This window comes from Streptomyces sp. ATLC9, from assembly GCF_057196705.1.
The window spans coordinates 1-12,125 of the sequence record NZ_JBXUOY010000167.1 but is presented as its reverse complement, the minus strand read 5'-3'; the positions used below and the strand labels follow the sequence as shown (position 1 = coordinate 12,125).

General features: G+C 74.0%; 12 protein-coding genes and 1 pseudogene. 6 read left to right on the top strand and 7 right to left on the bottom strand.

Annotated elements, in window-relative coordinates; all coding sequences use genetic code 11:
* The 3 genes from AC2CJA_RS17535 to AC2CJA_RS17525 all read left to right on the top strand — a co-directional run.
* Positions 1-1,046, top strand: a 1,046-nt coding sequence (locus AC2CJA_RS17535; protein ID WP_484603634.1) for a DUF4139 domain-containing protein, incomplete at its 5' end; no start/stop codon positions are given.
* Entirely contained in the window at positions 1,043-2,686 is a 1,644-nt protein-coding gene (locus AC2CJA_RS17530) for a mucoidy inhibitor MuiA family protein (protein ID WP_484603633.1), read from the top strand. The genes AC2CJA_RS17535 and AC2CJA_RS17530, both read left to right, overlap by 4 nt.
* A 99-nt stretch (positions 2,687-2,785) precedes the next feature.
* A complete protein-coding gene (locus AC2CJA_RS17525; protein WP_484603632.1) occupies positions 2,786-3,052 on the top strand; it encodes a Thoeris anti-defense Tad2 family protein in 267 nt (88 codons plus the stop codon).
* 504 nt (positions 3,053-3,556) lie between these two features.
* On the opposite strand, the gene AC2CJA_RS17520 is transcribed toward AC2CJA_RS17525, so the two are convergent.
* Entirely contained in the window at positions 3,557-4,297 is a 741-nt protein-coding gene (locus tag AC2CJA_RS17520) for an SDR family NAD(P)-dependent oxidoreductase (RefSeq protein WP_484603636.1), read from the bottom strand.
* A 289-nt stretch (positions 4,298-4,586) separates the two neighbouring features.
* Here AC2CJA_RS17520 and AC2CJA_RS17515 point away from each other — a divergent pair, with 289 nt between their 5' ends.
* The gene (locus AC2CJA_RS17515) at positions 4,587-6,077 is read left to right on the top strand and encodes an MFS transporter (RefSeq protein WP_484603631.1); all 1,491 of its coding nucleotides are present in this window, start codon (positions 4,587-4,589) and stop codon (positions 6,075-6,077) included.
* A gap of 84 nt (positions 6,078-6,161) precedes the next feature.
* Here the strand turns inward: AC2CJA_RS17515 and AC2CJA_RS17510 are convergent, their stop codons facing one another.
* Complete coding sequence (locus AC2CJA_RS17510) at positions 6,162-7,139, bottom strand: TIGR03557 family F420-dependent LLM class oxidoreductase (RefSeq protein ID WP_484603630.1); 978 nt, start codon at positions 7,137-7,139, stop codon at positions 6,162-6,164.
* Positions 7,140-7,334: 195 nt separating this feature from the next.
* Complete coding sequence (locus AC2CJA_RS17505) at positions 7,335-7,790, bottom strand: tellurite resistance TerB family protein (protein WP_484603629.1); 456 nt, start codon at positions 7,788-7,790, stop codon at positions 7,335-7,337.
* Between the two features lie 754 nt (positions 7,791-8,544).
* Between AC2CJA_RS17505 and AC2CJA_RS17500 the strand changes: the two genes are divergently transcribed.
* The gene (locus tag AC2CJA_RS17500; protein WP_484603628.1) at positions 8,545-8,742 is read left to right on the top strand and encodes a hypothetical protein; all 198 of its coding nucleotides are present in this window, start codon (positions 8,545-8,547) and stop codon (positions 8,740-8,742) included.
* Positions 8,743-8,775: 33 nt separating this feature from the next.
* Here the strand turns inward: AC2CJA_RS17500 and AC2CJA_RS17495 are convergent, their stop codons facing one another.
* From AC2CJA_RS17495 to AC2CJA_RS17480, 4 genes and pseudogenes are all read right to left on the bottom strand, one after another.
* On the bottom strand, positions 8,776-9,360 hold the full coding sequence (locus tag AC2CJA_RS17495; RefSeq protein ID WP_484603627.1) for a tyrosine-type recombinase/integrase: 585 nt from the start codon (positions 9,358-9,360) through the stop codon (positions 8,776-8,778).
* 111 nt (positions 9,361-9,471) lie between these two features.
* A complete protein-coding gene (locus AC2CJA_RS17490; RefSeq protein ID WP_484603626.1) occupies positions 9,472-10,140 on the bottom strand; it encodes a helix-turn-helix domain-containing protein in 669 nt (222 codons plus the stop codon).
* A 144-nt stretch (positions 10,141-10,284) separates the two neighbouring features.
* On the bottom strand, positions 10,285-11,337 hold the full coding sequence (locus AC2CJA_RS17485) for an NAD(P)-dependent alcohol dehydrogenase (RefSeq protein WP_484603635.1): 1,053 nt from the start codon (positions 11,335-11,337) through the stop codon (positions 10,285-10,287).
* Between the two features lie 160 nt (positions 11,338-11,497).
* A pseudogene (locus AC2CJA_RS17480) lies at positions 11,498-11,674 on the bottom strand (rhodanese-like domain-containing protein); the annotation flags it as partial.
* A gap of 70 nt (positions 11,675-11,744) precedes the next feature.
* On the opposite strand from AC2CJA_RS17480, the gene AC2CJA_RS17475 reads away from it, so the two are divergent.
* Entirely contained in the window at positions 11,745-12,035 is a 291-nt protein-coding gene (locus tag AC2CJA_RS17475; RefSeq protein ID WP_484603625.1) for a metal-sensitive transcriptional regulator, read from the top strand.
* Positions 12,036-12,125: the final 90 nt, after the last annotated feature.

The following is a 12,125-nucleotide window of genomic DNA, read 5'->3' as shown; positions in this document are numbered from 1 at the left end:
CTTCCCTGCCGCTCCTGGCCGGGACGGCCGCGGCTCCGGAGCCCGAGCCGGAGCCCGACACCACCCCGATTCCTCACGGGGCTGAACGCGGATTCGCCGCGTACGGCGCCCCCACCGCGGCCTCCGCGCCGCTCGCCCCGGCCATCCCGGCGGCCCCCGGTGCGGCAGCCGTACTCCCGCCGGCCCCGGCCGAGGGCATGCTCGACTACGCGGGCCTGACACTGGCCGGCCCGGACGAGCCCGGCCGTCGCGGCAGGCTGAGGCCACCGCCGGGCGGTGAGAGCACGGCCGTCGCCCGGCACCGGCGGCGGGCCGAGTCCGTGGCGCGGCTGGCGCGGCCCGCTCACGCGGTCGACGTACGGCGGTCCGCCGGCTCCTTCCACCACCGCTACGACACGGCGGCCCCCGTGGACGTGGACGGGGACGGCGCCTGGCACACCGTCCCCGTCCACGAGATCCCGGTGGAGACGGTGACGGAGTACGTGTGCGTGCCGTCGGTGGAGCCGACCGTGTACGGCACGGTGCTGCTGGCCAACGCCTCCCGCCACCCGCTGCCGGCCGGGCCGGCCGATGTCCTCGTGGGGGGCGACTTCGTCCTCACCACGCCCCTGCCCACCCTCGCGCCCGGGGAGCGCCGCAGGGTGGGGATCGGCGCCGTGGAGAGTGTGAAGGCGGCGCGGCGTACGCGTCTGCGCGAGTCCACCGCCGGGCTGCGCGGCGGGACGACGGTGCTCGACCACACGGTCGAGGTCGAGCTCGCCAACCGCCTCGCGCACCGGATCACGGTGGAGGTGCGCGAACGCGTGCCCGTCAGCGCCGACCGGGAGGTACGGATCGAGGAGCGTCCGGGCGAGCCGCCCTGGACGGCTCCCGACAGGCCGCTCGACGACGGGGACGGCGGCGGCCGCCATGTGCGCGGGGCGCGGGTCTGGCGGGTGGAGCTGGAGCCGGGCCGGACCACCGTCCTCACGGGCGGGTACGAGGTGCGGATCCCCGCGGGCAAGGCACTGGTCGGCGGGAACCGGAGGGACTGGTCCGCACCATGACGAACGCACCGCGGAACACGGCCGGGCACGGCGCGCCGGCCCCCCGTCCGGAACCGGTCCCCCTGCCGGTCACCGCCGTGACGTGCATGGAGGACCGCGCCCGGGTCGAGCGGCACGGGAGCGTCGGACTGGCCGCGGGCGCGCAGCGGCTGCTGGTCGGCCCGGTGACGCCGCTGGCCGTGGACCGTTCCCTGCGCGCGGAGGTTTCCACCGGGGACGGCGGCCCGGGCCGCGTCCGGGTCGTCGACGCCCGTGTGGTGCGCACATACGCACCCCCGCGCCCGGGGTGCCAGGGCGACGACGCCTCGGAACTCAGCCGCAGGATCCGTGTTCTGGAGGAGGAGCTGCGTGACGCCCGGTGGCTGCGGCAGCGGCTGGAGAGCGGCCTCGCGGTCGTCGCCCGGGCCAGGGCGGACCTGTACCGCGACATCGCCGAGGGCGCCGGGGCCGGTGCCGCCGACCCGGAGCGCTGGGCGGACGGTCTGGAACGGACCGACGACGAGGACGAGTCGCGCGCCGGGGAACTGCACGTGCTGCGGCGCCGGCTCCTCCGCCTGGAGGAGGAGCTGGGGGACGCGCGCGGGGCCCTGCGGCGCACCGAGGAGGAGCCGCAGGAACTGACGGCCGCCGTGGAGGTGGTCGTCGAGGCCGACCGCGCCGGTCCCGCCCTGCTGCGCCTGACCCATCTGGTGCCCTGTGCCCTGTGGCGGCCCGCGTACCGGGCGACGCCGGCCGGGGACGAGCGGTCGGTGCGCCTGGAGACAGACGCGGTGGTGTGGCAGCGCACCGGCGAGGACTGGAAGGGGGTGCGGCTGTCGCTGTCCACCGCCCGGCCCGCCCTCGCCGCCGGACCTCCGGCGCTGTACGAGGACGAACTGGTGCTGCGCGAGCGCTCGGCCGCAGAGCGGCGCACGGTCGAGGTGGATCTGCGCGAGGAGGAGGTGCGCACGGTCGGGGACGAGTCGTCGGCCGGGGCGGACGCGGAGCTTCCCGGGCTGTCGGACGGTGGCGAGGTGCGGGTGATGACCGCTGCGGCGCCCGTCGACGTGGCCTGTGACGGGCGCCCTCACCGGGTGCGGCTGTCGGCGTTCACCGCGCCGTGCCGCACCGCACTGGAGTGCGCACCCGAACTGTCGCCGCTGGTGGTCAGGGTGGTCAGGGCGGTCAATGGCGCCGGGCACGTGCTGCTGGCCGGTCCGGTGGACCTGGTGCGCGGCGGCGGGTTCACCGGGCGCGGCGAACTGCCGTTCACCGGGCGGGGTGAGGAGGTCTCACTGGCCTTCGGTGGCGAGGACACCTACCGGGTGGTGCGCCATGTCGAGGAGAGCCGCGGCACCACGGGCCTGAGCGGCGTCAACCACCGCACGGTGATCACCCGTACGGTGCGGCTGTTCGTCTCCCGGCTGGACTCGTCCCCGGAAGGGGAGACGGCGGTCGTGGTGGTCCGCGAGCGCGTTCCGGTCTCGGAGGTCTCCGCCGTCGAGGTGCGGCTGCGAAGGGGAGCGTGCCTGCCGGAGCCCGACGAGGGCGTCGACGCGGAGGGCATGGTGCGCTACACCCTCCGTCTGGCTCCCGGCGAGAGGCGCGAAATCACACTGGCGTACGAAATCACGGCCGCGGACGGCGTGGTGGGGCTTTGACGGCTGTGGTGCCGCGGCGGCTGCGACGGGCGGGCCTCGAATAGCACATCCGGAGTCCGGCTCTCAAGACCCTCCCGAGCGGTCCGCTACGTTCGCCGCATGGACTTCTCCGCAGCCCTGGAACTTCTGAGGGACGGCCGTCGTATGGCGCGCCGCGGCTGGATCCAGCCCGGCAAGTACGTCTACCTGGAGCCGGAGTCGGTCTGCGTCAGCCCCGACGGGCGAAGCCGGCCGCTCGCCTCCCATCTGCGGTTCGTCACCGCCGACGGCGCCGTGCAGGCCGGGGTGCAGCCGTCGCACGCCGGACTGCTGGCCGACGACTGGTACGACATCGACGCGCCGGAGGAGGCCGGCGGCGGGGGCTGAGCGGCACGGACTGAACCACTCCCGGCGAGGGGCGGCCGGTCAGATCTCGCCGCGCACCATGGCCAGCAGCCGGTTGCAGACCTCCGGGTCCGCCCGTACGCCGTCGCAGGCCACCGGTGATCATCACCTTCTCCAGCCCCTCGGGCGCCGGGGACAGGTAGGTCAGGGCGCAGAAGCCGCGCGCAGCCAGGCTCCCGGGGTGTTCGGCCGTTCGGCCCGGTGACCGGGGCCCCCTGGAGCCACAGCAGCCGGGGCAGGCCCCCCTTCCGCCCGGCGGCGGTCGCCTCGCGGGCGAACAGGGTGATCTCCGGGCCGTCCGGCGGGCGTGGTCCAGGGGCCCCCGGAGGGTGTGGTCGGCGCAGACGAGCCCGTCGTGGCGGTGAACGGCCGTTTCCATGATGCTGGGGCTCTCGTGCCGGGGCGTGTGCCGGACGGCTCCGTCCGCACCGTACGCGGGGCGCGCCCCTCTCGGGGCACAGGCCCCGGCGGACGGGCCGGCGCCGCTCAGGTCCTCAGATAGGAGGCCCCGTTCAGGTCCAGTACGGCGCCCGCGCTCCACTGGGCCCGCGGGGAGGCCAGCCACAGCACCGCCTCGGCCACCTCCTCGGGCGAGGCCACCCGCCCGTACGGGCTCTGCGCGCGGATGGCCTCCCCCTCGGGGCCGGTCAGGCGGTGGGTGACGCGTTCGGTGTCGATGAAGCCCGGCGCGACCGAGGTGACGGCGATACCGTACGGGGCGAGGGCGACGGCCAGGGACTGGCCCAGCGCGTGGACGGCGGCCTTGGTGGCGCCGTAGGCGGGGTGGCCGGGCTCGCCGCGGAACGCCCCGCGCGAGCCGACGTTGACGATCCGGCCGCCGGTGCCCTGGCCGATCATGTGGCGGGCGGCGGCGTGGCTGAGGTTCGCCGTGCCGAGCAGGTTGACGTCCACGTGCCGCCGCCAGGCCTCGCACCAGTCCTCGTACCCCGTGGTCGCGGGCGGGTGCGGGGTGTTGACGGCCGCGTTGTTCACCAGGACGTCCAGACCGCCCAGCGCCTCGGCCGCCGCGTCCGCCAGCTCCGCGGTCTGCCGCGGGTCGGCAAGATCCGCGCCGAGCAGGACGTGGCCGTCGCCGGGCAGGGAGGCCAGGGTGGCCTCGGCGTCCTCCCGCCGGCCGCCGTGATGGACGGCCACCCGGTCCCCGTTGGCGGCGAACGCCCGCGCCACCGCCCGGCCCAGCCCCCGTGACGCGCCGCTGACCAGCACGTGCCGCCCGCTGCCGGGGAACGTGGTGCTGTCAGCGGCCGCCTCTCCGGCATCGGGTGTCCGGAATCCGTCGAGGTGCTTCACGGCAGGGCTCCTGGGTGGGTCGCTACGGGTCGTCGGGGGCGTCGGGTCGACGGCCGTCCACACCCTAGTTCGACATGAGACCGCCTCCCTCCTTCCCCCGCCGTCCTCACTCCCCGTACAGGCGCGTGTGGGCAACTCTCCGCCGGGAAACCGTGGAGAGCGCGCCGAGGCGCATCCCCTCGGCACGGCGCCGAAGGGAGTGGTGATGGCGACTGGCAGTCCTGTGGAATCGTCGGCCGGTACGGGCACGGTCACGACGTCCGTACCGGCCCGGCTCGACCGCCTTCCGTGGTCGCGCTGGCACTGGATGATCGTGATCGGGCTCGGCACGGTGTGGATCCTCGACGGCCTGGAGGTCACGGTCGTCGGCAACATCGCCGGGCGGCTGGCGGAGGAGGGCAGCGGACTGCCCATCACCTCCGCCGAGGTGACCGGTATCGCCGCGGCCCTGTACGTGGCCGGAGCTTGTTCGGGCGCGCTGTTCTTCGGCTGGCTGACCGACCGCTACGGCCGCAGGAAGCTCTTCATCATCACCCTGGCCGTCTATCTGGGCGCCACCGCGCTGACCGCCCTGTCCTTCTCCAGCTGGTGGTTCTTCGCCTGCCGCTTCCTGACGGGCTTCGGCATCGGCGGCGAGTACGGGGCCATCAACTCCGCGATCGACGAGCTGATCCCCTCCAAGTACCGCGGCCGCATCGACCTGATCATCAACGGCAGCTTCTGGCTGGGCGCGGTGGGCGGCTCACTGCTGTCCATCGTGATGCTGGACACCGACGTCTTCGCCCTCGACATCGGCTGGCGGCTGACCTTCGCGCTCGGTGTCGTCTTCGGCCTGGCCATCCTGCTGGTGCGCCGCCATGTGCCCGAGAGCCCGCGGTGGCAGTTCATCCACGGGCAGGGCGACGAGGCCGAGAAGCTGGTGAGCGAGGTCGAGGAGGGCATCCGCGCCGAGAGGGGCGCCGAACTGCCGCCGCCTGCCGGTGAGATCACCATCCACAAGCGCCGCAGCATCGGCTTCGGGACGATCGCCCGCACGGTCTTCTCCCACTACCGCAAGCGGGCGGTGCTGGGGCTGTCGCTCTTCGTCGGCCAGGCGTTCCTCTACAACGCCATCACCTTCGGCTTCGGCGCGATCCTGACCACGTTCTTCGACGTGGGCACCGGTTCGACCGGCTACTACTTCGCCGTCATCGCCGTCGGCAACTTCTTCGGCCCGCTGCTGCTGGGCAGGTTCTTCGACACCGTCGGCCGCCGTGTGATGATCTCCGGCACGTACATCCTCTCCGGTCTGCTGCTCTTCGCGACCGCCTGGCTGTTCGACGGCGGCCATCTGAGCGCCACCACGCTGACGGCCTGCTGGTGCGTGGTGCTGTTCTTCGCCTCGGCGGGGGCGAGTTCGGCCTATCTGACGGTCAGCGAGGTCTTCCCCATGGAGACGCGGGCGATGGCGATCGCCTTCTTCTACGCCATCGGTACGGCCGCCGGAGGCATCAGCGGACCGCTGATCTTCGCCGAGCTCACCGAGTCCGGCGTCGTCGCGGACACCGTGCTCGCCTTCCAGATCGGCGCCGGGCTGATGACGCTGGCCGGACTGGTGGCCGTACTCCTGGCAGTGCCGGCCGAGCGGCGAGCGCTGGAGGACATCGCGGTGCCGCTGTCGGCACGGGTGACGCCCGCTCCGGGCGAACGGGGCTGATCCCGGCTCCGGAGCGGGCGGAGGGGTACGGAAGGGGTGCTGCGGCAGCACCCCTTCCGTACCCCTCCGCCGTGCGGGGTCCGCTCAGGAGCCGGCCGGGCTCGGCGACAGTGCGCGGATGCGCCGGTCCAGCTCGCTGCTGTAGAAGTCCAGGAAGCCGTCCGGGTCGGGGCCGGCGTTCATCAGCACCAGCCGGTCGAAACCCGCGTCGACGTACCGCTGCGCCATCTCGGTGAACCTGGCCGGGTCCGGGCCGCAGGCGAAGTTCTCGAGCATGTCCTCCTCGCGGACGGTGGTGGTGGCGGCCGCGAAGTTGACCGGGTTGGGCAGCTCGCTCATCACCTTCCAGCCGGTCACGGCCCACCGCGCGGTCTCCAGCACGGCACGGGCCGCGGCGCGCTCGTCGGGCGCCCAGGCCACGGGCACCTCGGCGTAGGCGGGTCCGGAACCGCCGGCGTCGTGGTAGTGGCGCGTGATCTCCGGCTTGGCCTCGGTCGCGAACAGCCCGTCGCCGAGCTCGGCGGCGATCCGCGCCGACGGGCCGCCGCTGGCCGCCACCGCGATCAGAGGGAGTTCCCCGGGGAGGTCGAAGACCCGCGCGTCCTCCAGGCGCAGGTGCCTGCCCTCGTAGGACCGGTATCCGCCGCGCCACAGCAGCCGGATGATCTCCAGGGCCTCGCGGAACATCTCGTGGCGTGCGGCGACGGCGGGGAAGCCCCGGCCGACGACGTGTTCGTTGAGCCGCTCGCCGGCACCGACACCGAGGACGAACCGGCCCTCGGAGAGCAGGGCGAGCGTCGCGGCGGCCTGGGCGATGATCGCCGGGTGGTACCGCACGGTCGGGCAGGTCACGCCGGTGGCCAGTCCGATGCGCTCGGTCTTCGCCGCGATGCTGCCCAGGACCGTCCAGGCGAACGGGGAGTGGCCCTGGTTGTCCAGCCACGGGTGGTAGTGGTCGCTGATCTCGACGAAGTCGAAACCGGCCTGCTCCGCACGGACCGCCTGCCGGACGAGTTCGGCGGGGCCGAACGCCTCCGCCGCCAGTTTGTAGCCGATCTGCATCTGTTCCTCTGTCCCTCGCTGTACGTCTCCGTACGTCGCCGTACGGAGACGTACGTCGTGCCGTTCGGTTGCCGCTCGCGGTGAGTTCCCGTGGCGCGCGGCGCGAAACGGCGCGGTGGGCCATGTGGGCGAGGGACGGCGGTCCCGGCGGGAGAACGGGGCGCGGGTGCCATGCCACTGCCCCCGCGCCCCGGTTCACAGGTCGAACTCGTGCGGGGACAGATCCAAAGCCTGGCAGACCTCGCGGACCACGGCGCGTTCGGCGAGGTCGAAGCGGCCGTCGGCGCCGCCGATGACGATGCCGATCTGGACGACGGCGCGGGCCTCCAGCGGTTTCCTCCTGACCCCCGCGATCTCCTGGAGGGCCCCGGCCCTGCCGCGCTCGCGGTCGGCGGCGATCGCGTCCAGCCGCTCTTCGAACAGGCTTCGCAGCTCGTCCGCGGGGAAGTTCCTCAGCACCTCGTTGTGTGCGATCAGATAGGCGACACGGCGCCGTTCGGCCGGATCGACCGTGCCGTCGGCCGCGGCGACGAGCGCGCACATCGCCATGGACGCGTCGCGGAACGCGCCGCCTCTGAGCTCGTTCCTCCTCTCCTCCAGCTGGGCCTGCATCGTCCGGGCGGATTCCTTGAGGCGGTTCCACAGGGCCATGGGCACACTCCGTACGTCGCTTGAGGGGTCCGGGCCGTCCGGACGTCCGCCCGGCCGGGCGGCGCGGAGCCGGGCCGTCCGCGCACGGCCCGGCTCCGGAGGAAGGATAGAAGCGCTCCGTGGACAGCGGTGACATCGCCCCTGGCCAGACAGGCGGGTACGCCGACCGGGTGATGCGCCGTCACGCTCCCTGTACGGGCGGGGCGACGGCCGCGGGCGTACCGCTTCGCACGGCCAGGGACCGGCGCGGCCCGGAGCGCGCGGGGCCGGCGCGGGGGCCGGACCATTTTTCCACGGACGGCCGGGTGTGAACGGCGGGTCGCCGGGCATGCGCACGGTGCGGCCGCGCCCGCGACGCCCCCTCCCCCCTCGTCGCGGCGCGGCCTTGTGCTGTCCGGACCAAGGCTCGCAGCCGCCCGGCGGACCCCTCTCCACTCCATCCGGAAAGTGACCGAAACTTTCGCCTGATCACATGCCTAAATCTTCCCGAACCCTTCTTCATTAGCCTCAACACCCTGTCAAACAAAGGAAAAGAGCCCTCAACGTCATCCGAAACTTTCCCGGAAGGAAGCATTGACGGCGGCTCACAGTCCACACATACTCCACTTCGATCGCTACTGATCGCCATGGACCTGTCACTGGCTCCACGCCGGACGGCAGGCCCGGGAGCAGCGAACGGCACACGCACCCGGCCCGACAAGCGTGCCGTCCTGCCCCGGCAGGGCGGCGACGGGCCACGGACGAAGGGACCGCAGTGATCGCCCCCCGCCCCTCCCACGAGCCCAGAGCATCGGGCCGGCGCGTCCGCTCCTCGCTGCGCAACGCGCTGGTCGCGGGTGCCGCCCTGGCGCTGGCTGCCGCGGGCACCCTCACCGCCCTGACCGGAACCGCCTCCGCCGCCTCCACCCTGGCCGCCGCGCCGTCGGCGCGTCCGCCACCGACCGGACCGTGACGGCGGCGACCGCGCCCGCGGCGGACGGGCGCGTCACGCCCCGGCGGTGGTCCAGGCGCGGCGAAGCTGTTCGAAGCGGGTGGGCAGCGGGGGGCGCCGGCCGGCGTGGGCGGCGTTGGTGCGGTACACGAAGCGGCGCCAGGAGAGCACCAGGCCCTGCCGGGTGATGGGCAGCCCGGCCGCGACCGTCACCCCGTTGTCGTGCGTGTGGTGGACCGTCAGCAGCAGTGCCTCGGGGACCGAACCCTCCAGCTCGGCGCACAGGTCGGCGCGGACGTCCATCCAGCGGCGCAGTACGAGCACCGTACCCGCGTCCAGGCCGTGCCGCCGCGGGACGCGGTGCTTGCCGTGCTCGACGTCCACCCGGCCCGCCCCCAGGTCCAGCGACCGCACCGTACACCTCAGCAGGTCGCCGTAGCGTGCGCCGGAGGCCCTGGCCAGGCCGGTCACCACGGCCAGCCGCACCGTCTCCGGCTTCGCGCCCTCCTCCATGGCCTGGGAGGCCAGGGTCCGCCACACCCACTCGGCCTCCTCCAGCGGCACCGGAGACCTGGGGTAGCGAGCCTCCGGCACTGCTCCGGCGGGCACCTCCGCCTCTTCCTCCTGTCCGGCCCTCATGGTCTCCGTCCTGCCAGCACTTGCTCGATTCTTCTGGGGGTACTGTGCACTTGGCACATTATTTCACACCGACGACGGCACCTCACTCCGGCGGAAGGAGCGCGTCGGCGGTCAGTCCTCCGTGTGGATGCGGCGCCCGGTGACGCGTTCGGCGCGGACGACCACCCACAGGTCCCGCCCCTCCTTCCCGGCCCAGGGCCCGCCGGACTCCTGTTCGGCCAGGCGTCGGGCCTCCTCCTCTCCCGCGGCCCGGGCACGGCCGACGACCAGGACGCTCCAGCCGCGCCGGAAGGCGTCGTCCACGTAGTCGACCTCGAACGCCGCCTCGTGCCCCACGGCCGCCGAGGGCGCGGAGCCGGGTTTGGTGCGGAAGGCGATCGAGCCGTCCGCGACCTGGTAGTTCACCGGGATGATGGCGGGCCCGTCGGCCGTGGTGACCGCGATGCGCCCCACGCCGTGCGTGGAGAGCCTGGCCCAGCACTCCTCCTCGTCGATTTCGAGGTGCCGGGGGCGGCCCGTGGCACGGCCTCGCCCGGGCGGAGTGTTGGTGCCGCCGCCGCGCAGCCACTCCACGGAGGTCTCCAGGGCGGCGGCCAGCCTGAGCAGCCCCGGCCCGCTCGGCGCCGAGGGGTGCTTCTCCAGGTACTCCAGATAGCCCGGTGCCATGCCGGCCCGTACGGCGGCCTCCTCGCGGGTGAGCCCCAGCCGCTCGCGCTGGAGTGCCACCCGCCGGCCGATGTCACCGGGATCCGGCAGTCCTTGGTGCTCCTTGTCCGGCACGCCCAACGCCTCCTCACCTCGGGCCCTCCGCCCGGCACGGGCTCTGCCGCGGCGATCGGGTACCCGTGCACGGGTACCCGGTCGCGCCCCGCTCCATGGGGGCCGAAGGGGCGCACTCCCGGCCGGCGGACGCCGGACGGCGGGTCAGGCCTCGGCGGTGGGCACCAGCACCGCCCGGCCGTCGACCCGGCCGTCGCGCAGCCTCTGGTAGACCTCGCCCGCCTCACCCAGCGGATGGACCTCCACGTGCGGACGGATCCGCCCGGCGCGGGCGAGGGCGACGACCTCGGCCAGCTCCGGCCGGGTACCCCAGTACGGGATCGACACCGCCGCCTCGAAGGGAACGGCCCCGAAGGTGACGGGCAGGGTGCCGCCGGCCAGCCCGACGACGGTGATGTCGGCCTCCACGGCGGCGCACGCGGCGGCGGTGGCCATGGTGGGGTCGGCGCCGACGCAGTCCAGCACCAGGGCGGCGCCGAGGCCACCGGTCAGCGTGCGGATCCGGTCGGCGTCCCCCTCTCCGGCGGGCACGCAGTGGTCGGCGCCCGCCCCGGCGGCCAGGTCGAGCTTGTCGGATGAGAGGTCGGCGGCGATGACGTCGGCCGGGCTCAACGCCTTCAGCAGCTGTACGGCCATGTGCCCCAGCCCGCCCACGCCGATCACCACCGCCGCCGTGCCCGGCACCAGCTTGTGCAGGGAGCGCTTGACGGCGTGGTAGGGCGTCAGCGCGGCGTCGGTCAGCGGGGCGGCGGTGCGCGGGTCCAGGTCGCCCAGGGGTACGAGCAGCCGGGCGGAGGGGACGAGCATGTACTCGGCCATACCGCCGTCCAGGCCCAGCCCTCCGCCGGCGGCCCGGAGCTCGGCGGCCCGGTGGCAGTAGTTCTCCGCTCCCCGGGCGCAGGCGGGGCACACCCCGCAGCCCCAGGGGCCGTAGACCAGCACCGCGTCGCCCTCGCGCAGCCCGGTGTTCCGGGTGCCGGGTCCCAGGGTGTGCACCCAGCCGGAGGTCTCGTGGCCCAGGGTGAAGGGCAGGTCGTAGGGCATCGCTCCGGCGGGCCAGTCCATGACGTGCAGGTCGGAGTGGCACACGCCCGCGCCCGCCACCTTCAGCAGAACCTCTCCCGGGCCGGGTTCCGGCACCGGGACCCGGGTCACCTCCGGAGGCTTCTGCCAGCCGGTGAGCCGCACCGCGGTCATCTCGGACATCAGCTTCCTCCCATCCGTACACGGCCTCGGAGCCGTCCCGCCCCGCGGTACCCCCGGAGCGGCGGTGCGACACCACCGGGGCGCGGGGCGGGCTCGGACGTACGGGAAGGGGGTGGCGTCAGCCGGCCGGCGCGGCCAGGGGGCGGTTACGGGGCAGTGCGGCCGGCACACGGACCTGTTGGAGGTGGTCCAGGGGGATGTTGTGGGCGCCGGGCAGGTGGCAGGGCGCGTACTCGCCGGGAGTGCGCACGTCGACGACGGTCAGCTCGTGCACGCCTGTGCCGCTCTGTTCGACGGTGAGTGCGGGAGCGGTGGACGTGTGTGAGATGTTTCCTTCGAACGCGGGGAGGACGACCCGGCAGGTAGGGTACCCGGTGGGGTATGAAAGGGGAGGTTCCGTGGAACTGGCGATGGCGGCCGAGGAACTCAAGACGGTGGTCAACCGGCTGCGAAGGGCGCAGGGCCAGATCGCCGGAGTGATCAAGATGATCGAGGAGGGGCGGGACTGCGAGGAGGTCGTCACACAGCTCGCGGCGGCCTCCCGGGCCCTGGACAAGGCCGGTTTCGCGGTCATCGCCACCGGTCTGCAGCGCTGCCTGGCCGACAGCCCCGACGGCGACCCCGCGGCCGCCCTCGACCGCGAGCAGATGCGGGCCCGGCTGGAGAAGCTCTTCCTCTCGCTGGCCTGATCCCCGGTCCGCGGCTCCCGGCCGCGGGGGTTCGCGGCAGGGCGCCGGCCCCCGGCGCGCCCGGCGACCGTCCCGGCCCCGGCGGGACGG